The organism is Burkholderia sp. AU44665, assembly GCF_030504405.1.
Lineage (GTDB): Bacteria > Pseudomonadota > Gammaproteobacteria > Burkholderiales > Burkholderiaceae > Burkholderia > Burkholderia semiarida.
Map to the genome: position 1 here is coordinate 903,863 of NZ_JAUJRI010000001.1, position 27,000 is coordinate 930,862.

Annotated in this window: 24 protein-coding genes; 13 read left to right on the forward strand and 11 right to left on the reverse strand. The window is 68.4% G+C overall.

Features of this window, described 5'->3' with window-relative positions:
- Positions 1-247: 247 nt before the first annotated feature.
- From QZM15_RS03965 to QZM15_RS03980, 4 genes are all read right to left on the reverse strand, one after another.
- Entirely contained in the window at positions 248-1,438 is a 1,191-nt protein-coding gene (locus tag QZM15_RS03965; protein ID WP_059639638.1) for a M20 aminoacylase family protein, read from the reverse strand.
- Positions 1,439-1,523: 85 nt separating this feature from the next.
- The gene (locus QZM15_RS03970; protein WP_059584932.1) at positions 1,524-2,858 is read right to left on the reverse strand and encodes a DUF3100 domain-containing protein; all 1,335 of its coding nucleotides are present in this window, start codon (positions 2,856-2,858) and stop codon (positions 1,524-1,526) included.
- A 48-nt stretch (positions 2,859-2,906) separates the two neighbouring features.
- The gene (locus QZM15_RS03975) at positions 2,907-4,424 is read right to left on the reverse strand and encodes an aldehyde dehydrogenase (RefSeq protein ID WP_302105854.1); all 1,518 of its coding nucleotides are present in this window, start codon (positions 4,422-4,424) and stop codon (positions 2,907-2,909) included.
- A gap of 54 nt (positions 4,425-4,478) precedes the next feature.
- Complete coding sequence (locus tag QZM15_RS03980) at positions 4,479-5,351, reverse strand: NAD(P)-dependent oxidoreductase (protein WP_302105855.1); 873 nt, start codon at positions 5,349-5,351, stop codon at positions 4,479-4,481.
- Between the two features lie 143 nt (positions 5,352-5,494).
- Here QZM15_RS03980 and QZM15_RS03985 point away from each other — a divergent pair, with 143 nt between their 5' ends.
- A complete protein-coding gene (locus tag QZM15_RS03985; protein WP_059584929.1) occupies positions 5,495-6,403 on the forward strand; it encodes a LysR family transcriptional regulator in 909 nt (302 codons plus the stop codon).
- A gap of 160 nt (positions 6,404-6,563) precedes the next feature.
- Here QZM15_RS03985 and QZM15_RS03990 read toward each other — a convergent pair whose 3' ends face one another.
- Positions 6,564-7,658, reverse strand: coding sequence for a TrkA family potassium uptake protein (locus tag QZM15_RS03990; protein WP_059639641.1), 1,095 nt, complete (start codon positions 7,656-7,658; stop codon positions 6,564-6,566).
- A gap of 60 nt (positions 7,659-7,718) precedes the next feature.
- Positions 7,719-9,053 carry an FAD-binding oxidoreductase gene (locus QZM15_RS03995; protein WP_302105856.1) on the reverse strand — a complete coding sequence of 445 codons (1,335 nt, stop codon included), beginning with the start codon at positions 9,051-9,053 and terminating at the stop codon, positions 7,719-7,721.
- Between the two features lie 212 nt (positions 9,054-9,265).
- On the opposite strand from QZM15_RS03995, the gene QZM15_RS04000 reads away from it, so the two are divergent.
- Positions 9,266-9,913 carry a hypothetical protein gene (locus tag QZM15_RS04000; RefSeq protein WP_059584926.1) on the forward strand — a complete coding sequence of 216 codons (648 nt, stop codon included), beginning with the start codon at positions 9,266-9,268 and terminating at the stop codon, positions 9,911-9,913.
- A gap of 175 nt (positions 9,914-10,088) precedes the next feature.
- On the opposite strand, the gene QZM15_RS04005 is transcribed toward QZM15_RS04000, so the two are convergent.
- Entirely contained in the window at positions 10,089-10,298 is a 210-nt protein-coding gene (locus tag QZM15_RS04005; RefSeq protein WP_059584925.1) for a hypothetical protein, read from the reverse strand.
- Positions 10,299-10,773: 475 nt separating this feature from the next.
- Here QZM15_RS04005 and QZM15_RS04010 point away from each other — a divergent pair, with 475 nt between their 5' ends.
- Both QZM15_RS04010 and QZM15_RS04015 read left to right on the forward strand, forming a co-directional pair.
- Positions 10,774-11,628, forward strand: a complete 855-nt coding sequence (locus QZM15_RS04010; protein ID WP_059584924.1) for a helix-turn-helix domain-containing protein — start codon at positions 10,774-10,776, stop codon at positions 11,626-11,628.
- A gap of 123 nt (positions 11,629-11,751) precedes the next feature.
- Positions 11,752-13,425 (forward strand): ATP-dependent helicase, encoded by a 1,674-nt coding sequence (locus tag QZM15_RS04015; protein ID WP_124657875.1) that lies wholly within the window; start codon positions 11,752-11,754, stop codon positions 13,423-13,425.
- A 51-nt stretch (positions 13,426-13,476) separates the two neighbouring features.
- On the opposite strand, the gene QZM15_RS04020 is transcribed toward QZM15_RS04015, so the two are convergent.
- Both QZM15_RS04020 and QZM15_RS04025 read right to left on the reverse strand, forming a co-directional pair.
- Positions 13,477-15,036 carry a methyl-accepting chemotaxis protein gene (locus QZM15_RS04020; RefSeq protein WP_302105857.1) on the reverse strand — a complete coding sequence of 520 codons (1,560 nt, stop codon included), beginning with the start codon at positions 15,034-15,036 and terminating at the stop codon, positions 13,477-13,479.
- A 146-nt stretch (positions 15,037-15,182) separates the two neighbouring features.
- Positions 15,183-16,181, reverse strand: coding sequence for a quinone oxidoreductase (locus QZM15_RS04025; RefSeq protein WP_302105858.1), 999 nt, complete (start codon positions 16,179-16,181; stop codon positions 15,183-15,185).
- Between the two features lie 131 nt (positions 16,182-16,312).
- Here QZM15_RS04025 and QZM15_RS04030 point away from each other — a divergent pair, with 131 nt between their 5' ends.
- From QZM15_RS04030 to QZM15_RS04045, 4 genes are all read left to right on the forward strand, one after another.
- Positions 16,313-17,185, forward strand: coding sequence for a LysR family transcriptional regulator (locus tag QZM15_RS04030; RefSeq protein ID WP_099317919.1), 873 nt, complete (start codon positions 16,313-16,315; stop codon positions 17,183-17,185).
- Between the two features lie 80 nt (positions 17,186-17,265).
- On the forward strand, positions 17,266-17,826 hold the full coding sequence (locus QZM15_RS04035; RefSeq protein ID WP_060310781.1) for a GNAT family N-acetyltransferase: 561 nt from the start codon (positions 17,266-17,268) through the stop codon (positions 17,824-17,826).
- Positions 17,827-17,835: 9 nt separating this feature from the next.
- A complete protein-coding gene (locus tag QZM15_RS04040) occupies positions 17,836-18,684 on the forward strand; it encodes a MerR family transcriptional regulator (protein ID WP_302105859.1) in 849 nt (282 codons plus the stop codon).
- A gap of 123 nt (positions 18,685-18,807) precedes the next feature.
- Entirely contained in the window at positions 18,808-19,788 is a 981-nt protein-coding gene (locus tag QZM15_RS04045) for a sulfonate ABC transporter substrate-binding protein (protein WP_059639649.1), read from the forward strand.
- Positions 19,789-19,867: 79 nt separating this feature from the next.
- Here the strand turns inward: QZM15_RS04045 and speB are convergent, their stop codons facing one another.
- Positions 19,868-20,836: an agmatinase gene (gene speB / locus QZM15_RS04050; RefSeq protein WP_226231317.1), complete on the reverse strand. Its 969-nt coding sequence runs from the start codon at positions 20,834-20,836 to the stop codon at positions 19,868-19,870.
- A gap of 359 nt (positions 20,837-21,195) precedes the next feature.
- Here speB and QZM15_RS04055 point away from each other — a divergent pair, with 359 nt between their 5' ends.
- The 5 genes from QZM15_RS04055 to QZM15_RS04075 all read left to right on the forward strand — a co-directional run bounded on the left by QZM15_RS04055 (position 21,196) and on the right by QZM15_RS04075 (position 26,484).
- On the forward strand, positions 21,196-21,867 hold the full coding sequence (locus QZM15_RS04055; RefSeq protein WP_302105860.1) for a lysoplasmalogenase: 672 nt from the start codon (positions 21,196-21,198) through the stop codon (positions 21,865-21,867).
- 246 nt (positions 21,868-22,113) lie between these two features.
- On the forward strand, positions 22,114-23,694 hold the full coding sequence (locus QZM15_RS04060) for an NAD(P)/FAD-dependent oxidoreductase (RefSeq protein ID WP_302105861.1): 1,581 nt from the start codon (positions 22,114-22,116) through the stop codon (positions 23,692-23,694).
- Positions 23,695-23,715: 21 nt separating this feature from the next.
- Complete coding sequence (locus tag QZM15_RS04065) at positions 23,716-24,639, forward strand: SDR family oxidoreductase (RefSeq protein WP_059584915.1); 924 nt, start codon at positions 23,716-23,718, stop codon at positions 24,637-24,639.
- Entirely contained in the window at positions 24,636-25,541 is a 906-nt protein-coding gene (locus tag QZM15_RS04070) for a metal-dependent hydrolase (protein ID WP_059584914.1), read from the forward strand. Before QZM15_RS04065 ends, QZM15_RS04070 begins: the two co-directional genes overlap by 4 nt.
- Positions 25,542-25,545: 4 nt before the next feature.
- Complete coding sequence (locus tag QZM15_RS04075) at positions 25,546-26,484, forward strand: alpha/beta fold hydrolase (RefSeq protein WP_302105862.1); 939 nt, start codon at positions 25,546-25,548, stop codon at positions 26,482-26,484.
- On the opposite strand, the gene QZM15_RS04080 is transcribed toward QZM15_RS04075, so the two are convergent.
- Complete coding sequence (locus QZM15_RS04080; protein ID WP_275905782.1) at positions 26,445-26,999, reverse strand: putative glycolipid-binding domain-containing protein; 555 nt, start codon at positions 26,997-26,999, stop codon at positions 26,445-26,447. The genes QZM15_RS04075 and QZM15_RS04080 overlap by 40 nt on opposite strands.
- Position 27,000: the final 1 nt, after the last annotated feature.

The following is a 27,000-nucleotide window of genomic DNA, read 5'->3' on the forward strand; positions in this document are numbered from 1 at the left end:
TCATCAATGACACGAACGTGTCACATCGGTGATGCAGGGATCGAGGGATGCGCGAAGTGGTTGGGCAGAACCAAGCAAAGGTCGTCACCGTTTGCGGAGTAAAAATGTCACTTCATCGGTCGACACCGACGCGGAATCGGTAAACTCTCCCGGAATCGTGTCTTTTCGTTGGACGAAATAAAATCGTCAGCGACCGCGGTGTCGCGAAGAGCGGTGTCATCTCCGCTGCCGTGCCTGCATCACCGCCCTACCGCCCCAGAACCCGCTCCACCAACTTCACGAAGTAACTTGCCCCCACCGGCAGCAACGCATCGTTGAAGTCGTAACTGGCGTTATGCAGCAGGCACGGCCCGCCGCCGTGCCCATGCACGCGATGATCGCCCGCCCCATTCCCAAGGAATGCATAACAACCCGGCTTCTCGCGCAGCATGAACGAGAAATCCTCCGCCGCCATGGTCGGATCGACGGCTGCGTTCACATGCGCGTCGCCCACCAGCTCGCGCATTACCGCCACCGCCACCGCCGTCTGCTCGGCGTCGTTCACGGTGGCCGGATACTGGCGCTGGAAATCCACCTCGCTCTCGCAATCGAAGGCCGCGGCCGTCGCGGCCACCACGGCGCGCATGCGCGTCTCGATCAGGTCGAGCGTCGCATCGGAGAAGGTCCGCACCGTGCCGCCGAGCCAGGCATCGGTCGGCACCACGTTCATCGCCTCGCCTGCATGCACCTGCGTGACCGACAGCACCGCGCCGTCGATCGGATTGCGGTTGCGCGTGACGATTCCCTGCAGGGCGCTCAGCACCTGCCCCGCCGCGAACACCGGATCGCGGCCCAGGTGCGGCATGGCCGCATGGCAGCCGGCACCGCGCAAGTCGATCCGGAACAGGCTGGTCGACGCCATCAACGGCCCCGGCCGCACCGCGAAATCGCCGGCCGCGATGCCGGGCCAGTTGTGCAGCCCGAACACGGCATCCACGGGGAAACGCTCGAACAGGCCGTCCTCGATCATCGCGCGCGCGCCGCCGCCCGCTTCCTCGGCCGGCTGAAAGAACAGCTGCACGGTGCCGTCGAACTCGCCATGCCGCGCCAGATGGCGCGCGGCCCCCAGCAGCATGGCGGTATGCCCGTCGTGGCCGCAGGCATGCATCGCGCCGGGCACCGTCGACCGATGCGCGAAGGTGTTGGCCTCCTGCACGGGCAGCGCATCCATGTCGGCGCGCAGGCCGATCGCACGCGCACTGTCGCCGCGCTTCAAGGTGCCGACCACGCCGGTGCGGCCGACGCCGCGCGTAACGGCGTAGCCCCATTGCTCGAGCCGCCCGGCAACGAGTTCGGCGGTGCGGAACACGTCGTAGCCCACCTCGGGATGGGCATGGATATCGCGGCGTAGCGCCGTCAGTTCGTCGGCGTGCGCGACGATGGAATCGATCAGTTTCATGCGGATGGGAGCGCTTTTGTCAGGTCGTCGCGGCGCGGCGGCGGGCCGGCCCATGCCGCCCGCCGCCGTGCCGCGAGGCATCGGATCAGATATGGAACAGTTGCGCCACCAGGGTCGCGCCGATGAAGGTGCCGGCATTGGCCACGAAGGACACCAGCACGATGCGCCAGCCGAGCCGGCGGAAGGCCGGGATGTCCTTGGCGATCGACAGCCCCGCGAACACCAGCATCGGCGTGGTCACCCCGAGGAAATCGTTGTGCGAGCTGAGCGCGGCGATCTGCGATGCCCACGGGGACCACGGCGAGGTCAGGAACATCGCCACCACCGACACCCAGCAGACCGCCGGAATCCGCCGCCCCGTCACGCGCGCCAGCGCATCGCCGACGATCGTCGCGCCCACCATGATCGCGATTCCCGGCAGTCCCGCCAGCGGTGTGGTGCCGTGGGCGATCCAGTCGCACACCAGCGCCATCGCGGCCGTCACGATCCAGGCGAGCAGCTTGCCGCCGTAGCCGAGCGCGGGCGCCTCGGTCCGCACCTCGCCCAGCGACGGGCTGGCCGCCTCGGGCTGCGCCGAGGCCTTGGTGGTGCGGCCGATCAGCGGCTCCAGCACGCGATAGCCCCAGACCGCCAGCGGCAGCGAGATGAACAGCGTGAAGTACGTGCCGATGGTGGTGGTGATCAGGTTGCTGGCCGCGGCGAACGCGAGCACCGATTTCGCCGTCTCCGGGTCCTGCTGCGCGGCGATCGCGCCCGAGGCGGCCGCCATCATGCTGCCCGAGCCGACGCCCGAGCCCATCGCCAGCGCGAGCGGATCGAAGATGCCGAGGCTGGTCACGAAACCCGCGAACACGGCGATGAACACCGCACCGAACACGGTGCCCGTCAGGTACTCGGCCAGCACGCCGCGGCCCTCGGCCGAATCCATGCCGTACTTCTCGCCGATGATCGCCAGGCTCGGCTCGCGGCCCACCGAGAACGTCGCGCCAATCGCCTCGCGCTTGATGCCGAGCAGCAACGCGAGCGGCAGGCCGAGCAGGATGGTGCCGACGAAGTGGCCGAATTCCTGGAAGGCCAGCGCCCAGCCCGCCGACGCCAGCTTGGGCAGCGCGCTGCCCACCATCAGCCCGAGCTTGGAAACGAACAGCAGCAGCGCCGGCTGCAGGATCGCCGCCGCGAAGAACTGGTCGGGCACGCTCAGGCGCGCGCTGCCGTTCCAGCGCGCGCTGGCGAGCCCCACCGCGGCGCCGAGCAGCAGCGCCCAGATCATCGGCAGCAGCACGACCTTGCCTGGGCCGAGCTTGAACGTGAACGAGCCGATCCATTCGGCGACCAGCAGGATGCCGGCCGCGTAAAGCAGGACCTTGGCGGTGGCCGCGCCGCCCAGCTCGCGGCGCTCGATACCCAGTGCGTGTTCCATGACGAGTCTCCCCTTGAAGCCCGGCTGCCGTCGAATGCGGGCCGGTGGTTACAGATAACCGAACGCGGTGGGCGGCGCTTCGGCCGTCTCGACCCACACGCTCTTGGTCTGCGTGTATTCGTACAGCGCCTCGACCCCGCTCGAGCGGCCGTAGCCGCTCATGCCGTAGCCGCCGAACGGCGACGCCACGTTGATGGTCTTGTAGCCGTTGACCCAGAAGGTGCCGGCATTCACCTGCGCGGCCACGCGATGCGCGCGCGCCACGTCGGTGGTCCAGGCCGCGCCGGCCAGGCCGAAGTCGGTGTCGTTGGCGATCGCTATCGCCTCGTCCTCGGTGTCGAACGGGATGGCGGCCACCACCGGCCCGAAGATCTCGGTGCGCGCCACCTCCATCGCGTTCGACGCGCCGGCCAGCACGGTGGGCGCCACGAAGTAGCCGCCGCGGCCCTCCGCGACGCGCTCGGCCGAGCCGCTGGCGAGCGTGGCGCCAGCGGCCACACCGCGCTCGATCATCGACATCACGTGGTCGTACTGCTTGCGATTGTTGATCGGGCCCACTTCGGTCGCCTCGTCGAGCGGCGCGCCGACACGGATCTTCTTCGCGCCGGCCGCCACCATCGCGACGAATTCTTCGTAGACGGCGCGCTGCACCAGCAGGCGCGAGCCGGCCACGCAGCTCTGGCCCGCGCCGGCGAAGATCGCCGCCTGGGCGGTCAGCGCGGCGCGCTTGAGGTCGGCGTCGGCGAACACGATATTGGCCGACTTGCCGCCCAGTTCCAGCACGCAGGGCAGCACGCGCCGCGCGGCGGCCTCGGCAATGCGCGCGCCGGTGGCCGGCGAGCCGACGAACACCACCTTGCCGACCACGCGATGCGCGATCGCGGCCTGCCCGGCGGTGTGACCGAAGCCGGCCAGCACGTTGACGAGGCCGCGCGGCAGCCCGGCCCGCTCGCCGAGCCGGGCGACCGCGAGCGACGTGAAGGGCGTCAGCTCCGAGGGCTTGAGCAGCACGCCGTTGCCCATCGCCACCGCGGGCGCCACCTGCCAGCCGCAGGTGAATACCGGCGCATTCCAGGGCGTGATCTGCAGCACCACGCCGGCCGGCTCGCGGCGCGTGTAGTTGAGGTGCGAGGTCGGCACCGGAATCACGCTGCCGTAGAACTTGTCGGTCCAGCCCGCGTAGTACTCGAACATTTCGGCGACCTTGCCCACCTCGCCGCGGCAGTCGCGAATCGGCTTGCCCGAGCCCAACGCCTCCAGCCGCGCGATCGCCTCGGCCTCGGCACGGATCGCGCGCGCCACCTCCTGCATCACGCGGCCGCGCGCGGCATGCGTGAGCGCCCACCATTCGCGCTGCGCGCGGCGCGCGCTTTCTGCGGCATGGTCGATCACGGCTGCGCCGGCGTCGCGATAGGCGAGCGTTTCGTCGCCCGTCGCCGCATCGTAAAGCTGGATCGTGTCGCCCTGGCCGGCAACGAGTTCGCCGTCGATATACGAGCCGATCGTGGCGGCACCGGGGAAGAAATGCGCGAAGGCGGCGAGCAACTGGTCTGCGTGCTGGGTCATGTCGGGTTTCCGTACAGGTGAATCGAGCGGGATCGTGGCGCGGGCGGCCCGGCCTCAGGCCGGGTCGAGGAAGTCGACGATGCGGTTGAAGTCCTCGCCGTCGGCGACGGATGCCTCGCTGGCGGCCCACACGCGCGCCGCCTCGCGCGCCACCGGCGCGACGCTGTCGAACTGGTCGAGCAGGCCCAGCGCGAGCCGCACGTCCTTGCGCATCAGCTTCATCGTGAAACCGGAATCGAATTTGCCGTTAAAGACCCAGGTCGGGTAGTTGGTCAGCGTCGCGCTGTTGCGGCCGGAGCCGCCGTTGAGCGCCTCGACCAGCTTTTCCGGATCGACGCCGGCCGCGCGCGCGGTGCGCACCGCCTCGCTGGCGGCCAGCAGGTGCACGCCGGTCAGCAGGTTGTTGAGCAGCTTGGTGACGTGGCCGGCGCCCACCGGGCCCACATGCACGCGCTTGGCGCTGATCGTCGCGAGGATCGGCTCGATGGCCGCGATATCGCTGTCCGAGCCGCCCAGCACCATCGTCATGGTGGCGGTGGCCGCGCCCTTCGGGCCGCCGCTCACCGGGCCGTCGACGAAGCCGATGCCGCGCTCGGCCAGGGCCGCCGCCACGCGCCGCGTGCTGTCCGGATCGGCCGTGGTGGTGTCGATCACGATGGTGCCCGGTCTCGCGTTCTCGAGCACGCCGCCCGCGCCCAGCACCACCGCCTCGACCACCGCCGAGGTCGGCAGCGACAGCAGCAGCACGTCGGCGTCGCGTGCGATCCCGGCCACCGAATCGCGCGCCGACAGTACCGCCTGTTCGGCCAGCGCGAGCGCCACGCCGGGCGCCGCGTCGTAGCCGAGCACCGTGTAGCCGCCGCGCCGCAGCGAGCCCGCCATGCCGCGCCCCATGTTGCCCAGACCGATCACGCCCACCGTTTTCATCCGACGACTCCCGATAGCTGTTGGTTCGAGGCCGGCGCGCCAGCTTGCGCCCGCCTTGCATGACCACGATGTTCGTCCCGGCGATCCGTATAATCAATCAACGCCAATATTGAGATTGTTCTCTTTTTTAGAACGGCAGGATCATGAGCGAGACCCTTACGGACAGCCGCATCGTCTATTTCTACGAGGCCGTGCGCTGCGGCACGATCCGCGCCGCGGCCGACTGGCTCGACGTGGCGCCCTCGGCGGTGAGCCGCCAGATCGGGTTGCTGGAGAAGGAGCTCGACGCCACCCTGGTGGAGCGCCACGCGCGCGGCGTGACGCCCACCGAAGCGGGACGCTGCGTGATCGAGTATTTCCGCGAGCAGCTCGCGCACCGCGACGACCTGATCTCGCGTCTGCAGGAACTGCGCGGGCTCAAGACCGGCGAGGTCAGCCTGGTGCTCGGCGAGGGCTTCGTCTCGGATCTGCTGGCCGGGCCGATGCAGCAGTTCTGCCGGCAGTTCCCGGGGATCCGCGTCAACCTCGACGTGGGCAGCACCAACGACGTGATCCGCAAGATCTCGAACGACGAGGGCGAGATCGGCCTGGTGTACAACCCGCCGGCCGAGCCCAAGGTGGTGTCGCGCGCGTCGAAGCGGCAGCCGATGATGGCGATCGTCGGCCCCGATTTCCCGCGCCGCACCCACAAGGTGCTGACGGTGCAGCAGCTCGCCACCTACCCGCTGGCGGCCACTCACCCGTCCTACGGTACGCGGCAGATGATGGAGGCCGTCGAATACGCCGAGCGTGTGCGGCTCACGCCGGTCGTCACCACGAATTCCTTCGCGATCCTGAAGGAGTTCGTGAAATCCGGGCTCGGTATCTCGGTGATGCCGGCCTTCGCGGTGACGGCCGAACTGCAGGCCAAGGAGTTGTTCGCGATCGAGATCGCGCATCCGATCCTCGAGAACGCCGAAGCGCACATGGTCACGCGCGTGGGCCGCAAGCTCTCGGTGGCCGCCAACAAGATGCTGCAGATGATGACGGGGCAGATGCGGGCGTTTCGTTAGCGGGGGCGGCTCGTACGCCGTCCGGCGACGCGAGGCCGGGCTTGGAGACGGTTTGCCCAAGACCGCTGATTCCGCTGCAAGGTGTTCCGGCAGATCACAGCTGCAGCCGAATTCGAGAAAAGCTTCATGGTCATGGGCACATGACCAAAGTCAAACGCCGTCAAACATCCGGATCCTGAATCCGCGCCGACTGAATCACCACCAGCGTATCGCCCGCCTCGATCCTGCACGGCGGATCCTCGTAAAACGAATAGATCTTCCCGCAGCGATCGAGCCCGACCACGATCGCGCCCGGCACCACGTTCGTCAGGCAGCCGATCTCATGCGGCAACGCCTCGCGCTCCAGCAGCGTCGCGCGCCCGCGCGTCGACAGCATGTCGTTCACGAACGGCACGATGTAGCGGCTGTGGACCGCATCCGCGAGCAACAGCGCGCCGATCTTCGTCGACGACACGATCACGTCCGCGCCGGCCTGCCGCAATTGCCGCTGGTACAGGTTCTCCTGGATCCGCACGACGATCTTCGTATCGGGCGCGATGCTGCGCACCGACAGCGTCAGCAGGATCGCGGTCGGATCGTCGGTCACCGAAATGATCACGGCCTTCGCCGCGCGCACCTGCGCCTGCTGCAGCAGATCCTCGTGCGCCGGATCGCCGAGCAAGCCGGTCACGCCGAGCGACGTCGCCGCCTCGAGAGCCTGCTGCTGCGAATCGATCACGATGATCGTCGCCGGATCGACGCCGCTTTCCAGCAACTCGCGCACCGCGATCGATCCCGACAGGCCATAGCCGCACACGACGATGTGATCGGACAGTTGCTTCTGCAGGCGTTTCATGCGGAATTCCTCGATGACGCGCTGGATCACGAACTGATACGCCGTGCCCAGGAAAATGAACCAGATGCCGATACGGATCGGCACGATGAAGAACGCATCGAGCAGGCGCGCGCGCGCCGTGACGGGCACGATATCGCCGTAGCCGACCGTCGCGACCGTGACCATCGTGAAGTACACGAGATCGGCCACCGTCATCGGCGTGCTCTTGGTCGAATCGCGCAGGCCGTCGCGATCGAGATACAGCACGAGGAACGCAAGCGTGCACAACAGCACGACCGCGCCGAGACGGAACAGCAGCGTGCGCCGCGGCGACGTCGCGGGGCGCGTGAACAGCGTGCGCGCACGCGGCGCCTGCCACGGGTTGCGGGCGCGACGCAGGCGCATGCGCAACGAGCGGCGCTGATCGGATGGCGTGGCCAACGGGGAATCTCCTGAAGGATGCGGGCTCGATTCTACGACGGGAACGCACGCGCGCAGCCGTCACAGCATGCTGCGCGGCCGCACCATCGTCCCGTCGACGAAACGCCGCGCGCGAAACGCCGACAGGTCGAGCGACGGCGCGCCCGTGTCGATCCATTCGGCGAGCAGCCGGCCGACGATCGGCCCCATCGCGAAACCGTGCCCGCAGAACCCCGTCGCGATCGCGAGCCCCGACGGTGTACCCGGTGCATCGATCACCGGAATGCCGTCGGGCAGCACGTCGATCAGGCCGGCCCACGCCTCGACGATCTGCGCATCCTTCAGCGCGGGAAAAATCGCCTTGAGCTTCGCGAGCGCGCGCGGCGCATGCGCGCGATTCGGCTGCGGCTGCGGATCGCGCGGCTCGATCGGCCCCGTCGCGCCGCCGATGCGCGCGAGCACGTCGCGCCATGCGGACGCATTCAGGTGCAGCCGGAATTTGTCGCGCTGCGACCAGAATTGCGGCCAGAAGAGGCTCAACCCGCGCAGGTGGCCGAGCGTCAGATCGACGTCGACCTGCATGTCGTCGGCGAGATTGATCGCGCCGTTCGTGCGCTGCCGGATGCCGAGACCATGGCCCCACATCGTCGCCGCCGACACCGGCGGAACCACGTTGGTGCGCATGCAGGTGCCGCGCACGGCCTGCTGCGGCAGCCGGATGCCGACGCCGTCGAGCAGCCGAAAGCTGGTTGCGCCCGCCGCGCAGATCACGCGCCGCGTGCGGATCGCGCCGCGCTCGGTCGCGACGCCGACGACCGCGCCGCCGGCCGTCTCGATCGCCGTCACGCCGCAGCCTTCGAAGAAACGCGCGCCGGCCTCGATCGCGCGCGCCGCGAATGCGGCGGCCACGCGACGCGGCTCGGCCTGCCCGTCGGTCGCCGTATACAAGCCGCCGAGGGTACGCGCGTGCGTCGACAGCCCGCTCACGCGTTCGTCGATCTGGGCGCGCGTCAGCGCGCGCGTGTCGAGCCCGTGTTCGCGCGCCACGGTGAGCCACGCCTGGAACGACGCCCAGTCGTCTTCGTTGTCCGCCATGTAGAGGCAGCCGCCCTGCCGCCATTCGAGATCGAAACCGAGCGCCTGCTCCAGGCCTTCCCAGATCCGCATGCCGGCCATCATCAGCGGCACTTCGGCGGACTCGCGCCCCTGCTGCCGCACGAAGCCCCACGCGCGCGTCGATTGCTGGCCGGCGATGCGCGACTTGTCGAGCACGACGGCTTGCAGGCCGCGCAGGCCGAGGTAGTAAGCGGCCGCGCAGCCCATGATGCCGGCGCCGGCGATCACGACGTCGGCTTCGGTCGGAAACGCCGTTTCGGCGTGAGTCAATGCGTCGTGCAGCGGATAGGTGGTGGTCATTGTTTTCTGTTGGTAATCGGTGCATGGCCGGCAAAGCTTATCGCGGCAACGCCATCCGATGAAGCGAGCGTCGCGCAACGATCCCGGGCGCCTTGCGCATCCGCACACGACAGCCCGCTCGCGTCTTTCCGGCCGTCCCCGTTTTTTCGGCTTGACGCCCCCGGATCGTCACGCGACGATACTGGATATCCATACAGTATCGTCGCAGCAAAATGATCCTCCCCCCATTCGATCCGCCCAAGCTGAACGACCTCACCGAATGGTGGACGCAGTGCACCTACGCGGACGTCCAGCGTCTGATACTCGAAGTGCAGCACCTCCGCCTGACGCTGTGGGAGTTGAAAGCCCACGTCGCGGACGCATCGCGCCGCATCCGCGTGCTCGATCCGGACATGCTCGCGCATGGGTCCGCGCTTCGGCGGCTCGGCTACCTGCTCGACAAGGAGATCGAGCGCGCCAATCCGATCGGACGCACGCGCGACGTGTATGCGCCGTTTTCGGACGAGTGGCGGGCTCGCGCGGCACTGCGCTGCGCATTGCGCGGGCAGCCCGAGCCGGCCGACGCAGGCACGCTGCCGCGCGCGATTCCGGAATTTCAGCGCATCACCTGGGCCGAGCTACGCGATCGCTGGCGTCACCTGAGCGACAGGAAATCGAATCGGCAGAACGTCGAGCAACGGATGGTGCTCGAGATCGCCCGTCAGCGAACCGTGATCCTCGCGCGGGCGCGCAAGCTGGTCGACGCCGCGATCGCCGAGGCGGCGGCGGAGGGAAACCGGTTATTCGCGCTGGATCAGCTCCAGCGGCTCCTGGCGGTCGAGCGGGAGGACGGCGAGCCGTTCATGTACATGCCGCCGTAGCGCGAACGCCGTGAACGACGGTCTGCATGCACAAAGTGGACATTCGCAGCCTCCAATCGCGTTGCCTTCGGACGATCGATATCTCACAACGGGAGCCGTCAATCTACGAATTTCCGGGGGCATTCGCAATATTCAGGCAGGAATTCCGGCCGTTCGGGGCGCCGCACGCGCTGCACTACGCATAGCGGCTCAGCCATTCTTCGGAGAATCGTTTCGCGTACGCGACGGCCTCGGCTTCGGTGTCGAATTCACCCAGCTTGCGGAACGCGGCTTCACGGCTGAAACCCACCTTCGTGACCTCGACCTGCGCGGCGTATTTGCCGGCCTCCGTCACGCGCGGCTCGCAGTTCATTTCGTAGCCGCGCATCAAGAATTTCTTCTGCATCGGTTCAACACTTTTTTGAGACGGCGAAATCGTAGCACGCAGCGTGACGGGTGCCAAAAAATGTATCCGCGCTGGTTTCACTAGAAGAAACCATCGATTGTTCGTCCTGCAACTGCTTCGGCCGTTCGCCGCGCGATATCCTCCGAACATCCCGGCCGGGCGTGATCACGCCCTGCGTTGGTGCGTCGCGTTGCGATTACCTGCCGCCTCGTGGGGAATCACGCGACGGCCCATGGGAATGCAGCCCAAAGGTGCCGAACGCACCGTCGCGCGCACGCGCCGACGCAGGCCCGGCGTAACTTCATGACACACCTTTCACACAAACGCACCTTTCACCACACTGAATGACGACCATTTTGCGGTAAAGTTATCTTTTCCGTGCGTGGCCGGTCGGCTCGCCATTGGACGTCATGAAGACTGTCCGCCGAGACTGCCGCAAGGCGTCGTTCTGAACGTCACGATCCGTTCCCGTAGCATGACCACTGAAGCAATCACCACGGATTCCCTCGCGGTTGCCGAGCGCGTGCGCGAGCTGATGACCCGCAACGGCATCGGCAAGCGCCAGCAGACTACCGAGCTGTGCCGCATCCTCGATCTGAGTTTCTCCCAAGGCCACCGCAAACTGCGCGGCAGCAGCCCCTGGACGCTCGCGCAGATCAAGAAAGTCGCCGAAGCGTACGGCGAACCCGCCGCCCAGCTGTTCGGCGCGCAAACGCTCGACCCGGGCATGGTCGGCGCCTATAGCCAGGAAGCCGTCCTGTATGCGGGCGTCGCCGAGATTCCATGCACCGCCTGGATCGGCGCGCCGCTCGAAGCCGGCGCGCGCCCCGAGTTCGTCGCGTACGAACAGAACGGCCGCTGGCGCGTGCTGCGCCATACCGGCGTGCTGTACCAGAACGCATACGACGTGCACAAGATCGAGATCTATCCGCGCCGCGCGGAAAGCGACAAGCTCGTCGTCGCGGTAATCGACCCCGATCGTGTCAGCGCAACCGAGCTGTGCCGCTATCTCGAACGGCAGGGTTTCGCGACGGCCGCGTTCGACGGTCTCGCGGCATTCGTCGACGCGCTGCAGGGCCAGGCTTTCGACGCAGTCCTGACCGAATGGCTGTTCGACGACGGCACGGCCGCCACCGCGATCAAGGCCGTGCGCACGTCCGACAACCCGGGCGCGCCGGTTTTCGTGCTGACGGGCGCCCTGCTCACCGGCCGCGCGAGCGAAGCCGACATCAGCGAAGTGATCCGCGCGTTCGATGTGGTGTGCTACGAAAAGCCCGCGCGCATGGCGATCCTCAGCGCCGATCTCGCGAAGCGGCTCGCGCGCGGCTGACGTTCGCCGGGCCGGCCGCCCGTCGAACGGCCAACGCCCGCGCGGCGCCGTGGGCATGAACCGGTTCCTCAGTACAATAGCCGCACCCGTTCACGCCCACGCCGGCATCCGCCGCCCGACGCCATGGCCCGCCTCATCCCCGACGACTGGAAAAGCCTCGCCGCGACCGGCGCGGCCGAACGCGAGCGCGAAACGCTCGCCGCGCTCGAACACGCGCTGCCCGACAGCTACACCGTGTATCACGGCGTCCACTGGACGCGCGCCGATCAGGCGTTTTCGGTATTCGGCGAAGCCGCGTTCGTCGTCGTGAGCCCGGCCGGCCGCGTGCTGCTGATCGAGCAGAAGGCCGGCTTCCTGCGCGAGACCCCGAAAGGGCTCGTGAAGGTCTACCTGCAAAAGGAGCGCAACGTCCCGATCCAGCTCGCACGCACGCAGGAGACGCTGCACCGGCGCCTGACGGCCGCGCTCGGCGCGGGCGTCTACGGCGTCGAGGCGCTGCTGTACTGCCCCGACTACTCGATCCGCGACGCGTCGATCGCCGGCGTCGCGCCCGAGCGCATCGTCGATGCGTCGCGCAAGGCGCAGCTCGCGCAAGTGATCCTGCAGATCCTGCCCGAGGACGACGAACACTTTCCGAACGCGCCGAAGCTCCACCATTTCCTCGCGGACGAGCTCGCGCTCACGCCCGACACGAGCGCGCTCGTCGGGCAGGCCGGCACGCTCGTCACCCGGCTGTCGGGCGGGCTCGCCGCATGGGCGCGCCAGCTCGACTTCGCGCCGTTCCGGCTGCGCGTGACCGGCACGGCCGGCTCGGGCAAGACCCAGCTCGCGGTCCAGGTGATGCGCGACGCCGTCGCGGCCGGCAAGCGCGTGCTGTATGTGTGCTTCAACCGGCCGCTCGCCGACTACATCGCGCGCATCGCGCCGCCCGGCGCGAAGATCGCGAACTATCATCAGCTGTGCGACTGGGTCGCGCGCGATGGCGGCTATACGCCCGACTTCCAGGCGCCCGGCGAATTCGAACGGCTCGAGGCGCGTTTCGCGCAAGCGCCGATCCCCGAGCGCTGGCGCTTCGACGTGCTGGTCGTCGACGAAGGGCAGGATTTCCACGCACCGTGGGCGGCCGCGCTGGAGCGCCTGCTGGCGCCGGACGGCGCATGGTGGTGGCTGGAAGATCCGCTGCAGAACCTGTACATGCGCGAACCCGTCGCGCTGCCTGGCTGGGTCACGCTGAAGGCGCTCACGAATTACCGCAGCCCGCGCGACCTGCTCGAATTCGTGCGCGACGTCGTCGGCCGCGTCGAGCCGCTCGCGGCCGAACTGCGCTCGGGCAGCCCGTTCGACGGCTCCGAACCGTCGGTGTCGGCCTACGGCGAAGACGGCGCGTCGGACGACGCATTGGCGCAAGCCTGCATCGATGCGACCAAGCGCGCGATCACGCATGCGTTGTCGCTCGGCTTCCGCAAGCAGGACATCGCGGTGCTGTCGTACCGCGGCCGCGAAGGCTCGGTGCTTGCGCCGCTCGACCAGCTCGGCCCGCACCGGCTCAAGCGCTTCACCGGCAAGTACGACTTGTTCGGCAATCCCGAGTATCGCGAAGGCGACGTGCTGCTCGATTCGATCTACCGCTTCAAGGGTCAGTCGGCGCCGTGCGTGATCCTCACGGAAGTCGACTTCGACGCGCTCGACGCGCGTGCCGCGCGCAAGCTGTTCGTCGGCGCGACGCGCGCGACGATGAAGCTGCTGATCGTCGCGTCGTCGCGCGCGGCCGCGCAACTCGCGGACGCGGCGGGTTGACGCGGCGGGCGGGCGAACGCCTGTCCGTTACCGTGCCGCCGTCATTTCGATTCAAGCCACCCGGAACGCCCCCACCGCACGCCGCAACCCATCCGCCTGCTCCTCGAGCGACGCGGCCGCGGCCGCCGCCTGCTCGACGAGCGCCGCGTTCTGCTGCGACACCTGATCCATCTGCGACACCGCGCGGTTCACCTGCTCGATCCCGTCGCGCTGCTCGCTCGAGGCGGCCGCGATCTCCGTCATGATGCCCGTCACGCGGCCGATCGCCTGCTGGATGTCCTGCATCGTCGCGCCGGCCGTACTGACGAGCCGCGAGCCCGTCGCGACACGCTCGACCGATTCGCCGATCAGCGTACGGATTTCCTTCGCCGCGGACGCCGAGCGCTGCGCCAGCGTACGCACCTCGCCCGCGACCACCGCGAAGCCGCGGCCCTGCTCGCCCGCCCGCGCGGCTTCGACCGCCGCATTCAGCGCGAGGATGTTGGTCTGGAACGCGATTCCCTCGATCGTGCCGATGATGTCGGCGACCTTCTGCGAGCTCTGGTCGATCTCGTTCATCGTGCCGATCACCTCGCCGACGACCGTCGCGCCGCGCGTCGCGATCTCGCTCGCACTGTCCGCGCAGGCCTGCGCCTCGAGCGCGTGGTCGGCATTCTGCTTCACGGTCGCCGTCAGTTGCTCCATGCTCGCGGCCGTCTGCTGCAGCGCCGACGCCTGTTCCTCCGTGCGCTGCGACAGGTCGGTGTTGCCGGCCGCGATCTGGTGCGTCGCCGTCGAAATCGCCTCGGAACCCTGGCTGACCTGGCGCACCGTGTCCGCGAGGCTGCGCTGCATGCCCGTCACGCCCTTGACCAGTTCGGCCATTTCGTCGTGCGACGACCAGCGCAGTTCCGACGTGAGATCGCCGTCCGACAGCCGGCGGAAATGCGACAGCAGGCGATTCACCGGTTGCGTGATCGCGAAATGCAGGCCGATCGCGCAGCCGAGGCATGCGGCCAGCCCGAATGCGATGCCCGCGATCGCGCCGATGCGCATCCAGCCGTAATAGGTCTGCGCGGTGTCGTACACGTCCTTGCCGCGTGCGGCCTGGTACGCATCCAGCGCGTCGGTCGCCTGCGTGAGCGCGACCGACAGCGGCGGCGCGACCGTCATCAGCAACCGGTCGGCTTCGTCGCGCCGCCCTTCGCGGATCGCATCGATCATCGGCTTCAGCGCCTGCCCGATCAGCGCCTGGCGCGCGGCATCGAGGCGGCTCGCGAGCGGGCCCTCGTCGCCGTCGTGCAGCATCGCCGCGTAGTTGCGCCATGCCGTGTCGGCCTTCGCGAGATAGCCCTCGGCCTTCTTCACGAGATCGGGAACCTCCGCCGCGTCCGGATGCAGCAGCGCACGGTCGAGCGTCGTGCGCACGATCGTCAGGTTCAGGCTCGCCGCGGACAGCGCGGTCTTCGCCGCCAGTTGCCGCGTATAGGCCTCGTCGAGGGCGCGATTGGAACTCTGCATGCCCGCGAGGCCGATCAGCCCCGACACGACGAGCAGCGCGGCGACGAGGCCGAGCGTGGAGAAAATCCGCGTACGGATCGAGAAACGGGAAAACAGGGCGTTCAGGTTCATGACGGCACGTGAGCGATGAAAAATGCCGCGGCAATCGGTCCGCGGCCCTCTGTATTACGGTTTGCCTGCACAAAACTTGAGTCCGTCCCTGCTTCGCGGCTGATCGTCGTCAATTTTTCGGGCGGGCAAGCCGCCCGCGCCCGCCGTCACGCCAGCAGCACGACGCCGCCCGTGGTCGCGCGCGACTCCAGCAACCGGTGTGCATCGGCCGCTTGCTCCAAGGGCAGCCGCGCGCCGATCTCGACGTGCATCCCGCCCGCCAGCCGGTCGAGCGTCGCGCGCGCGGCGTCGCGATACGCGCCGGGGTCGCGCGCGATGAAACCGAGCACGCTCGGCCGCGCGAGCGCGATCGAACGCGCCGGGCCCAACTCGTCGAGATCGAACGTCTGTCGCGCGCCGATCGCGGCCACCTGCCCGATGCTCGCGACCATCCCGAACGGACGAATCGCCCCGAGCGTGCGGGTCAGCACGTCGCCGCCGATGCCGTCGATCGCGTAGTCGACGCCCGCACCGCCGCCGAACGCACGCGCCGCCGCGACGAAATCCTCCTCTCGATAATCGACCACCGCTTCGGCGCCGTGCGTGCGCACGAGCGCGGCCTTCGCCGCCGAACCGACGGTGCCGATCACCCGCGCGCCGAGCGCACGCGCCCATTGCGTCGCCAGCAGGCCGACGCCGCCGGCCGCCGCATGCACGAGCACCGTATCGCCGGCGCCGACCTGCCGCACGCGATGCAGCAGCATGTACACGGTGATCCCCTTCAGCAGCCCGGCGGCAGCGGCTTCGTCGCTCAGGCCGTCGGGAATCGGCAGTACGCGCTCGGCCGGCATCGTGCGCAGGCTCGCATAGCTGCCGGTCGGCATGCCGGCATAGGCGACGCGCCGACCGGGCACGAGATCCGGCACGCCCGGCCCGACCGCGTCGATCACGCCGGCCGCCTCGACGCCGAGCGCCGCCGGCAGCGCAGGCAATGCATGCGCGCCCGTTCTGAAATAGATGTCGACGAAATTCACGCCGATGGCGGTCTGGCGAATCCGCACTTCGCCGGCGCCGGGCGGCGCGACGGGCGCATCGACGCGGCGCAGCACGCCGGCGTCGCCGTAACGATCGATCCCGATCCGGATGGCGTGGGTGGTTTCGGTCATGACGTTCCTCGTTATCGAATGAAGTGACACGATCATCCCATCGTGCATAATCGAACGGAATTCACGTTGAACGCCCACCTATTGTGCAAAATTCGACCGACCGCGATCCTGTTACCTCGCCCGCATTGCCGATGAGCTGGGACGACATCCGCTACTTTCTGGCGGTGATGCGCGGCGGCAGCCTGTCGGCCGCCGCCCGCGTGCTACAGGTCCAGCATTCGACGGTCGCGCGGCGCATCGACGCGCTGGAATCGGCGCTCGGGATCCGGCTGTTCGATCGGCTGCCGCGCGGATGGCCGCCGACCGACGAAGGGCTGCACCTCGCCGAGCACGCCGCCCGCCTCGAAGCCGACGCGCATGCGTTCGCGCGCGCCGCGCAGGGCGCGGCCTCGCTCGACGGCGTGGTACGCGTATCGGCGTCGCCGGTGTTCGCGAGCCACTTCCTCGCGCCGCGCCTCGCCCGTGCGCAGCGCGCGTGGCCGGCGCTGCGGATCGACCTGATGGGCGAGATGCATGCGGCGAACCTGTATGCGCGCGAAGCCGATCTCGCGGTGCGGCTGTCGCGGCCGAGCGAGCCGGGGCTCGCCGCGCGCCGGCTCGGTACGATGCGCTTCGCGCTGTGCGCGGCACCGGAATGGGCGGATGCGCCGCCCGACACCTGGCCGTTCGTCGGCTACGACGACGCGCTCGCGCAAACGCCGCAGCAGCAGTGGCTCGAACGCTTCGCGGCCGGGCGCCGCTTCGCGTTCATCGCCAACGACCTGGCCGCGCAACATCGCGCGTGCGCAGCCGGGGCCGGTGTCGCGCTGCTGCCGCGCTTTCTCGTCGACGATCCAACGGCGCACGCCGGCGCGCCGCTCGTCGAGCTGACGGCCGCCCCGCGTTGCGACATCGAGCGCGAGATCTGGCTCGTGGTTCATCCGGACGTGCGCCGATCGCCGCGCGTGCAGCGCGTCGCCGACGCGATCGCCGACGCGGTGCATGCGGCGGACGGCCGCCTGTAAGCCGCCGAAACCGCAAACGGCTTTGCCACGCGCGTCGGCGGCCGGCATAGTAGCGCTTTCACTTCATTCGCCCCGCCGCCATGTCCACCGCCTCCGCCTGCGTCGTGCGTGACGCGACCGACGCCGACCTCGATGCCATCCATGCGATCTATGCGCACCACGTTCGCCACAGCGTCGCGTCGTTCGAGGAAACGCCGCCCGACGTCGCCGAACTGCGCGCACGCCGCGATGCGGTGCTGAACCACGGGCTGCCGTACCTCGTCGCCGAATGCGACGGCCGCGTGGCCGGCTACGCGTACGCGACGCCGTACCGCACGCGCAGCGCGTACCGCTTCACGATCGAGGATTCGATCTACATCGACGATGCGCAACGCGGGCGCGGAATCGGCCGCGCGTTGCTCGCGGCGCTGATCGCGCGCTGCGAAGGCGGCCCGTGGCGGCAGATGATCGCGGTGATCGCCGACGGCGGCACCGGCGGCTCGACGTCGCTGCATCGCGCGTTCGGTTTCGAGCCGGCCGGCCTGTTGAAAGCGGTCGGCTTCAAGCACGGCCGCTGGATCGACACGGCGCTGCTGCAGCGCCCGCTCGGCGACGGCGCGAACACGCGCCCCGCCTCGCCCGAGCCTGCCCCGGCGCGCTAGAATGGCCGCATGTCAAAACAGACTCATTCCACGCCCGACGAGGCCGCGCCGGATTCCCGCAACGAATACACGGTCGACGAGCTCGCGCGCGTGTCCGACACCACCGTGCGCAACGTCCGCGCCTACCAGGATCGCGGGCTGCTCGCGCCGCCGGAGAAACGCGGGCGCGTCGGCATCTACGACGACACGCACGTCGCGCGCCTGAAGCTGATCAACCATCTGCTCGCGCGCGGCTACACGCTGTCGAACATCCAGGATCTGATCAAGGCGATCGACGAAGGCCACGATCTGCGCTCGATCCTCGGCCTCGAGAACGCGATCGGCGGCCGCTGGTCGCACGAGTTGCCGAAAACCTACTCGCTCGCGCAACTCGCGCAGATGTTCGGCCCGCAGGCGACCACGCAACTGTCGCGCGTGACCGAGCTCGGGCTGCTCGAACGGCGCGGCCTGTCGTTCGTCGCGAAGAGCCCCGCGCTGCTCGAGGCGGCGGCCGCGATGACGAAGGAAGGGATTCCGCCGCGCGAGCTGCTCGACGTGATCAGCCTCGCGCGGCCGCATTTCGACGCGATCGCGCGCCTGCTCGTCGACCTCGTCGTGAAGCGGCTCGACCGCTACGACGCCGGCACGCTGCCGCCGGCCACCGACGTGCCCCAACTGGTCGACGCGATCTGGCGCCTGCGCCCGCTCGCGGCCGTGTTCGTCGAAGGCGAGACGAACCGCGCGCTCGAAACCGCGGCCGGCGCATATCTCGGCGGGCGGGTCGCGACGATCCTCGACAAGAAGCTCAGCGAGGAAGCAGCGCGGCAGTCCGGCACGACGGACACGCCCGATCCGGCGGGCGGCGGCGACAAAGCATAGGCCCGACGCCGTCATATCCATATCGGCAATGCTTCGTTTGCGGGCGCGATCGCCCATGCGACGATTCTTCCAACCGAGCGGCGCCGGCCGCTCCCCGAAGATGCCTCGCATGGAGTTCGTTCGATGATTCGTTTCACCCGCTGGATCACCCGCGCCGCCGCCGTCTCGCTCGTTGCCCTGTCCGCCGCGTCGGCGTTCGCGCAAGGCGGCGCCGACAAGATCGTGCGCATCGGTTATCAAAAGGCCGGCCTGCTGTCGGTCGTCAAGGCGCAGGGCGCGCTCGAAGCGCGGCTCAAGCCGCTCGGCTATGGCGTTCAATGGTTCGAATTCCCGGCCGGCCCGCAACTGCTCGAGGCGCTGAACGCGAACAGCATCGACTTCGGCTACACGGGCGCGCCGCCGCCCGTGTTCGCGCAGGCGGCCGGCGTGCAGTTCGTCTATGTCGGCGCGGAACCGCCGGCGCCGCACAACGAAGCGGTGTTCGTGAAGGCCGATTCGCCGATCCGGACGGTGGCCGGCCTGCGCGGCAAGAAGGTCGCATTGCAGAAAGGCTCGAGCGCGAACTACCTGCTGCTCGAGGCGCTGAAGAAAGCCGGCGTGCGCTATGACGAAATCCAGCCGGTGTATCTCCCGCCGGCCGATGCGCGCGCCGCGTTCGAAAGCGGCAACGTCGATGCGTGGGCCGTGTGGGATCCGTACTACGCGGCCGCGCAAAGCGCGCTGAAGGTGCGCACGCTGTCCGACTACACGGGGCTCGCCGCGACCAACAATTTCTACGAGGCGACGCGGAGTTTCGCGCAACAGCATCCCGACGTGGTCGGCGCGATCCTGAAACAGGCGCGGGAAACGGGCCAGTGGGTCAACGCGCATCCGGCCGACACGGCGGCGCTGCTTGCGCCGAAGGTCGGGTTGCCGCAGGCGCTCGTCGAGACGTGGATCAAGCGCGTGCCGTTCGGTGCGGTGCCGATCGACGAACGCATCGTCGCCGCGCAGCAAGGTGTGGCCGATGCGTTCCACGCGGCGAAGCTGATTCCGCAGAAACTGAGCGTGGCCGAAAACGCCTGGGTCGACAAAAGCGTGGCGGGTGCGCTGGCGGCGAAGTAACGCGCGCGGCCCCCTCCATCGGCAGGCCGGCCGGGAGCGCTGCCCCGCCGGCCGCTGTCGCGTGCCGCGCGCCACGCGCTCAACGCAACGCCCCCGCCACCTTCTTCTGCCGCCACAGACACAGCAGATCGCACGCCACATGCGCGGCCGCGATCGCCGTGATGTCCGCGTGATCGTACGCCGGCGCCACCTCCACGACGTCCGCCCCGACCAGATTCACCGCCCCGAGCGCGCGCACGATCGCCAGCGCCTGCGCGGACGACAACCCGCCCGCGACCGGCGTCCCCGTTCCTGGCGCGAACGCCGGATCGAGGCAATCGATATCGAACGTCAGGTATGCAGGCCGCGTACCGACGATCTCGACGATGCGCTCGACCGCCGCCCGCGCACCCTGGTCATGCACCCACGCGGCATCGAGCCGCTCGATCCCGAGAAAATCGTCGTTCCACGTACGAATGCCGACCTGCACCGACGTCGCGGGATCGATCAGCCCTTCCTTCACGGCCTTGTAGAACATCGTCCCGTGATTGAGGCTGTCCGGGTCGTCGTCGGCCCACGTATCGCAATGCGCGTCGAAATGGATCAGCGACAGCGGCTTGCCGTGGCGCTCCGCGTGCGCGACCAGCAGCGGATACGTGATGTAGTGGTCGCCGCCGAGCGTCAGCATCTTCGCGCCCGAGCGCAGGATCGTGCGTGCATGCTCGACGATCGCCGGCTTGATCGACAGCGGATTGTGCGCGTCGAACCAGCAGTCGCCGTAGTCGACCGCCGCGAGGTCGTCGAACGGATCGAAGCCCCACGGATACGGGTTGAGCTCCGCGAGCTGCACGCTCGCCGCGCGGATCGCGGCCGGCCCGAGCCGCGCACCGGAGCGATACGTCGTCGCGAGATCGAGCGGCACGCCGGAAATCGCGACGTCGACGCCGTCGAGCGCGCGCGAGTAATTGCGGCGCATGAACGACAGCACGCCCCCATAGGTGTTTTCGATCGAGGAACCGTACGGCGTCGTGCGACGGATCGCGCCGTCGCCGTGGAGAAGTTCGGTCATGGTCGGACCTGTTTTCGTGGCGGCCGCGCCGCCCCGCTTCGAACGAGCGCGCGGGCCGGGCACGGCGGGGATTCATCGGGCATGCATCGGCTCGCGCATTCAGTCGAGAGGCGACGCGGGACATCGACAGCGACAACGGCAATACCGCGGCGATCATAGCAAGCCGAATCGCAGCCGTTGCCCCGGTTCCGCCGGGGCAACGCGCGGAAAAATCCGGTGCCGCAGCGCAGGCCGCCGTCGTCGTTTCCTAGAAGGATTCGCCGGTTTTGGCGTGCTCGTTCTTCCGGATAATGGCCGGCAGCCGCGCCCCCGACGGCGCGTCGTCCACCGCAGACGACAACAAACCGGAGACACCCGCCTTGATCGCCACGCTTCCCGCCACCTACCGCCGGCTCTGGCCGCTCGCCATCGCTGCGGCGCTGCTGTACGGGCTGTCGCTCGCCGCCGCCCCCTATCCGGGCCAGGCCGCCGCGAAAGCCGCGATGGGCATCCTGCTGCTCGCGGCGGGCAGCACCTGCGGCGCGGCGCGCGAACGCGCATGGCTGTGCGCGGCGCTCGCGACCGCCGTGCTCGGCGACGTGCTGCTCGCGCTGCCCGACTGGCCGCTGTCGTTCGTCCTCGGCCTCGGCGCATTCCTGCTCACGCACGTGTGTTATTGCGCGATCTTCTTCCGATGGCGCGCGCGGCCGCACGGCTGGCGCATCGTTGCGCTCGTCGGGCTGTGGATCGCCGCGCCGGCGTTCTACGCGGCGTTCTTCCCGCACCTCGGCGAGCTGCTGGCGCCGGTCGCCGTCTACATGCTCGTGCTGTGCATGATGGCGAGCTTCGCGCTCGCCGCCCGCACGCGCGGCCCGCTGGTCGCCATCGGCAGCCTGATCTTCGTCGGCTCCGACACGCTGATCGGCGTCGGCCGCTTCCTCGGCGTTTTTCCGGGCATCGACTATCTGATCTGGGGCCTCTATGCGCTCGCGCAGGTCACGATCGTGGCCGGGGTTTTCCATGAGATCGCCGGCCGGTCGATCAGCCCCTGATACCGTTTCAAACGGGCCGCCGCGCGCGGGCGGCCCCGGTTTTCCCCTGTCTTGCCCTGCCGACGGCCTCTTCCGCTCATCCCGCATTGCGGAAACCGGACCGTTCCAAACCCCGCTCAGCCTTTTCCCGTCTAGCTTCCGGCCCTTAGAGCGCCACCTCTAGCCTCTTGCGGTTTCGGGGTTCACCCACTATCGTTACATCAACCAATGTAACATTAAAAAATGAGCCAGATCGGAGACACCCGGATGAATGCTCGCACGTTGCCTTTCGGTCCACCCGGCCACGACGGCCTGGACGAAACCATCGACATCGCCATCATCGGCACCGGCTTTGCCGGCCTCGGGATGGCGATCCGCCTGAAGCAAACGGGCGTGACCGACTTCGTCGTCCTCGAGAAGGCCGCGTCGGTCGGCGGCACATGGCGCGACAATCATTACCCCGGGTGCGCATGCGACGTGCAATCGCACGTGTATTCGTTCTCGTTCGCGCCGAACCCGCGCTGGACGCGCATGTTCGCGCCGCAGCCGGAGATCCGCGCGTATCTGGAAGACTGCGTGCAGCGCTTCGGCATCGGCCCGTACCTGCGGCTGAATCACGAGTTGCAGCGCGCCGAGTACGACGAAGCCGCGCAACGCTGGCGCCTCACGTTCGCGAACGGCAAGCGGCTGTCCGCGCGCGTGCTGGTGTCGGGAATGGGCGGGCTGTCGCGCGCCGCGCTGCCGGCGATCCCCGGTGTCGAAACCTTCCAGGGCCGCGCGTTCCATTCGCAGCAGTGGGATCACGACTATCCGCTCGAAGGCAAGCGCGTCGCGGTGATCGGCACCGGCGCGAGCGCGATCCAGTTCGTGCCGCGGATCGCGCCGCGCGTGAAGTCGCTCGCGCTGTTCCAGCGCACGCCGCCGTGGATCATGCCGAAGCCCGACCGCAACCTCACCGGCTTCGAGAAATGGCTGTTCCGCACGCTACCGTTCACGCAGAAGGTCGTGCGCAGCGGCATCTACTGGATGCTCGAATCGCGCGTGCTCGGCTTCGCGATCCATCCGTCGCTGATGAAGAACGTGCAGAAGCTCGCGCTGCGCCACATCCGCAAGCAGATTCCCGATCCGGAACTGCGCAAGGTGGTGACGCCGAACTACACGCTCGGCTGCAAGCGCGTGCTGATCTCGAACGACTACTATCCGGCGCTGTCGCGCAAGAACGTCGACGTGATCACGACCGGCATCGACCATATCGAAGCCGACGCGGTCGTGACGACCGACGGAAAGCGCCATGAAGTCGATTGCCTGATCTACGGCACCGGCTTCCAGGTGGCCGACCCGTATCCGCGCGGCGCGATCGTCGGCCGCGGCGGCCTCGACATCGTCGACGCCTGGCGCGACGGCGCGCACGCGTATCTCGGCACGACGCTGCCCGGCTACCCGAACTTCTTCATGATCGTCGGCCCGAACACGGGCCTCGGCCACAACTCGATGGTGTTCATGATCGAGTCGCAGATCGAATACATCCTCGGTGCGTTGCAGGCGATGCGCCGCGAGCACGCGGACGCGATCGAGGTGCGCCCGCTCGTCGAGGCCCAGTTCAACAACGATCTGCAGGGCAAGCTGAAAAAGGCGATCTGGTCGACGGGCGGCTGCAAGAGCTGGTACCTCGACCAGCGCACCGGCAAGAACACGACGCTGTGGCCGGGCTTCACGTGGCGCTTCCGCCAGGCGACCGCGCGCTTCTCGATCGCCGATTACCACGCGTATCGCGCACCGCACGACACGACCGCGCGGCCCGCCGCCGCGCCGGCCGCTTCCGCTTCCACGTCCGCCGAAGCGGCCTGAGCCAGACAAGGAGCCACCGACATGAGAGATTTCGCCAACAAGGTCGCCGCGATCACGGGCGCCGGCTCGGGCATGGGCCGCGCGCTCGCGATCCAGCTCGCGCAGGCCGGCTGCCACGTGTCGCTCGCCGACAAGAACGGCGTCGGCCTCGCGGAAACCGAACGGATCGTCCGCGCGATCGCGCCGAACGTGCGCGTGTCGACGCGCGTGCTCGACGTCGGCGATCGCGACGCGATGTTCGCGTGGGCCGACGACACCGCGCGGGAGCACGGCAAGGTCAACCTGATCTTCAACAATGCGGGCGTCGCGCTGTCCAGCACGATCGAAGGCATGGACTACGGCGATCTCGAGTGGATCGTGAACATCAACTTCTGGGGCGTCGTGCACGGCACGAAGGCGTTCCTGCCGCACCTGAAGGCGTCGGGCGAAGGCCACGTGATCAACACGTCGAGCATCTTCGGGATCTTCGCGCAGCCGGGCATGAGCGGCTACAACGCGACCAAGTTCGCGGTGCGCGGCTTCACCGAATCGCTGCGCCAGGAACTCGACATGATGAAGTGCGGCGTGTCGGCCACGTGCGTGCATCCGGGCGGCATCCGCACGAACATCGCGCAGTCGAGCCGCGTCGCGAAAAACATGGTCGGCTTCATCGTCGAGAGCGAACAGCAAGGCAAGGACAGCTTCGAGAAGTTCTTCATCACGAGCGCCGACGACGCCGCGCGCACGATCCTCGCCGGCGTGCGCAAGAACAAGCGCCGCGTGCTGATCGGCCGCGACGCGAAGGGCGCGGACTGGATGGCGCGCATCCTGCCCGCCGCCTACCAGGCGCTCGTCGTGCTCGCGACGCGCCGCGAGGCCGCGAAGGCCCGCCGCGCCGCACGCGGCACGCCGGCGCCGGTGCACGCCACCTACAACAATGCAGGCAATCAGGGAGAACAATCATGACGACACCGAACATGATGCCCGTGCGGCGCGACATCCGTTTCGCGCTGCCGCCCGAACGCGCGAAGGACTGGCATGTGCAGGGCGTACCCGTCACGCACTTCATGAATGCGCTGTCGCTGCTGTTTCCGGCCGGCGAACGCTTCTTCATGGACTCGGTGCGCAATTACCGCGACCGGATCGAGGATCCCGAGCTGAAGAAGCAGGTGCTCGGCTTCATCGGCCAGGAAGCGATGCACACGCGCGAGCACATCGAGTACAACGACCTGCTGCAGGCGTCCGGCCTGCCCGCGCACAAGCTCGACAAGCGGCTGTGGACGATCCTCGGCTTCTTCAAGAAGACGCTGCCGCATTCGATGCAGCTCGCGATCACGATCGCGCTCGAGCACTACACGGCGATCCTCGCGAACCAGTTGCTGTCGGGCCACGAGCACCGGATCGACGGGTCGGTCGAAGGCTATCAGCAGATGTGGATGTGGCACGCGATGGAGGAAACCGAGCACAAGGCGGTGTCGTACGACGTGTGGAACGTCGTGATGAAGCCGGGCCTCGGCAGCTACCTGCTGCGCACCGGCACGATGCTGCTTACGACCGTGATGTTCTGGACGATCGTGTTCGACTTCCACGTGCGGCTGATGCTGTCGCACCGCCGCAAGCATGGCAAGTTCGGCGGCATGTGGCGCCTCGTGAAGTATCTGTACAGCCCGAGGAATGGCGTGTTCCCGAGCATCGCGCGAGAATGGCTCGACTATTTCCGGCCGGGCTTCCATCCGTGGGACCACGACAACCATCAGTATCTGCAGGGGCTCGACACGCTGCTCGCCAACATCGACGCGACCAACGCGCGTTATGCGGCGCAGGCTGCGCCGCGCCGCGTGCCGCTGCATCCGGTTGCGCAGGCATGACGCGATGGCGCGCGCTCACGAGATGCTGACCGTCCCGTCCGGCGACGTGAAACTCGCCGTCTACGTCAGCGGGCCGCGTCGCGCGCCGCCGCTGATCCTCGTGCATGGCTACCCCGACTCGGCGGCCGTGTGGGCGCCGATCCGCGCGCGGCTCGCGAAGCGCTACCGCGTGATCGCGTACGACGTGCGCGGTGCCGGCGCATCCGATGCGCCGCGCCGCCGCGCCGACTACACGCTCGAGCGGCTCGCCGGCGACCTGAAGGCGGTGGCCGACGCAACCTGCGGCGGCCGGCCGTTCCACCTCGTCGGCCACGACTGGGGCTCGATCCAGTGCTGGGAGGCCGTGACCGACCCTGCGTTGCGCGGCCGCATCGCGTCGTACACGTCGATCTCGGGCCCGTGCCTCGATCACGTGTTCCGCGCGAAGATGCGGCTCAAGCAGAGCCTGAAATCGTGGTACATCGCGTTCTTCCATCTGCCGCTCGTACCGTCGCTGGTGTGGCGGCTCGGCGGCGCCGCGCTGTGGCCGCGCTGGCTGCAGATCACGGAGCGCGTGCGCGCCGAGCGCGATCCCGCGCAACTGAAGAACGCGCTGAACGGAATGCAGATGTACCGCGCGAACTTCATCGCGCGGGCCCGCAAGCCGCGTGAACGGTATGCGCAGGCGCCGGTGCAGATCCTGGTGCCCGTGCGCGACCGCTACGTGTCGCCCGAGATGTCGGCCGACCTCGACCGCTGGCTCGGCGAGCACGTGCGCGAGGAAATCGACGGCACGCACTGGATCGTGCTGCGCCATCCGGACCTGATCGCGTCGCGGATCGACCGGTTCGCGTCCGCGCATGAAGGGGCCGCGGTCGCGGCAGTACCGGCGGCGACGCCGGCCATGCGGACGGGAGCGGCCATTCAGCGCAGCGGCGGCAAACGCTTGAACAGCGTTTCGTAGTCGATCACGAGCCCGTCGTCGTCGATGTCCATCTCCGCCGTGAAATTCCGGAAGATGCCTTCGTATCGGTAGCGGCGGCCCGGTTCGATGCACGCATAAGCCTGCTTGACCGGCGTGACCTTCAGATCCGGCGTCGAGATGTACGCGACGTCGATCGGCTGTCGCTCGCCGCGCGCGAGGCCGAGGCGGCCGATCGGCAGCGAATTCGTGAACGGCGTCGCCGCGATGTCGATGTCGATGCAGCCGTCGAGCTCGTGCAGTTCGCGGCCTGAACCGTCGCGCCAGTGCCCGGCCCCGTCGCCGCGCAGTTCGAGCGTGCCGCCGCCCATCACCTTGAGCACCGCGTAGGTCACGCGCCATTGCGCATCGCACTCGACGCGATACGCCAGCCCGTATGCACGGCCGTACCGCTGGCCGACCACCGCGCTTTCGACGACGATGCCGGAATCATTCCGGTCAAACGTCAGATGTTCGATTCCGTCGCCCTCGAGCGACGCCCACCGCAGTTCGCGCATT

Coding starts and splice junctions, on each gene's coding strand:
- QZM15_RS03965 (WP_059639638.1), bottom strand. CDS start 1,438: ATGAAACTGATCGATTCCATCGTCGCGCACGCCGACGAACTGACGGCG.
- QZM15_RS03970 (WP_059584932.1), bottom strand. CDS start 2,858: ATGGAACACGCACTGGGTATCGAGCGCCGCGAGCTGGGCGGCGCGGCC.
- QZM15_RS03975 (WP_302105854.1), bottom strand. CDS start 4,424: ATGACCCAGCACGCAGACCAGTTGCTCGCCGCCTTCGCGCATTTCTTC.
- QZM15_RS03980 (WP_302105855.1), bottom strand. CDS start 5,351: ATGAAAACGGTGGGCGTGATCGGTCTGGGCAACATGGGGCGCGGCATG.
- QZM15_RS03985 (WP_059584929.1), top strand. CDS start 5,495: ATGAGCGAGACCCTTACGGACAGCCGCATCGTCTATTTCTACGAGGCC.
- QZM15_RS03995 (WP_302105856.1), bottom strand. CDS start 9,053: ATGACCACCACCTATCCGCTGCACGACGCATTGACTCACGCCGAAACG.
- QZM15_RS04000 (WP_059584926.1), top strand. CDS start 9,266: ATGATCCTCCCCCCATTCGATCCGCCCAAGCTGAACGACCTCACCGAA.
- QZM15_RS04005 (WP_059584925.1), bottom strand. CDS start 10,298: ATGCAGAAGAAATTCTTGATGCGCGGCTACGAAATGAACTGCGAGCCG.
- QZM15_RS04010 (WP_059584924.1), top strand. CDS start 10,774: ATGACCACTGAAGCAATCACCACGGATTCCCTCGCGGTTGCCGAGCGC.
- QZM15_RS04015 (WP_124657875.1), top strand. CDS start 11,752: ATGGCCCGCCTCATCCCCGACGACTGGAAAAGCCTCGCCGCGACCGGC.
- QZM15_RS04020 (WP_302105857.1), bottom strand. CDS start 15,036: ATGAACCTGAACGCCCTGTTTTCCCGTTTCTCGATCCGTACGCGGATT.
- QZM15_RS04025 (WP_302105858.1), bottom strand. CDS start 16,181: ATGACCGAAACCACCCACGCCATCCGGATCGGGATCGATCGTTACGGC.
- QZM15_RS04030 (WP_099317919.1), top strand. CDS start 16,313: ATGAGCTGGGACGACATCCGCTACTTTCTGGCGGTGATGCGCGGCGGC.
- QZM15_RS04035 (WP_060310781.1), top strand. CDS start 17,266: ATGTCCACCGCCTCCGCCTGCGTCGTGCGTGACGCGACCGACGCCGAC.
- QZM15_RS04040 (WP_302105859.1), top strand. CDS start 17,836: ATGTCAAAACAGACTCATTCCACGCCCGACGAGGCCGCGCCGGATTCC.
- QZM15_RS04045 (WP_059639649.1), top strand. CDS start 18,808: ATGATTCGTTTCACCCGCTGGATCACCCGCGCCGCCGCCGTCTCGCTC.
- speB (WP_226231317.1), bottom strand. CDS start 20,836: ATGACCGAACTTCTCCACGGCGACGGCGCGATCCGTCGCACGACGCCG.
- QZM15_RS04060 (WP_302105861.1), top strand. CDS start 22,114: ATGAATGCTCGCACGTTGCCTTTCGGTCCACCCGGCCACGACGGCCTG.
- QZM15_RS04065 (WP_059584915.1), top strand. CDS start 23,716: ATGAGAGATTTCGCCAACAAGGTCGCCGCGATCACGGGCGCCGGCTCG.
- QZM15_RS04070 (WP_059584914.1), top strand. CDS start 24,636: ATGACGACACCGAACATGATGCCCGTGCGGCGCGACATCCGTTTCGCG.
- QZM15_RS04075 (WP_302105862.1), top strand. CDS start 25,546: ATGGCGCGCGCTCACGAGATGCTGACCGTCCCGTCCGGCGACGTGAAA.
- QZM15_RS04080 (WP_275905782.1), bottom strand. CDS start 26,999: ATGCGCGAACTGCGGTGGGCGTCGCTCGAGGGCGACGGAATCGAACAT.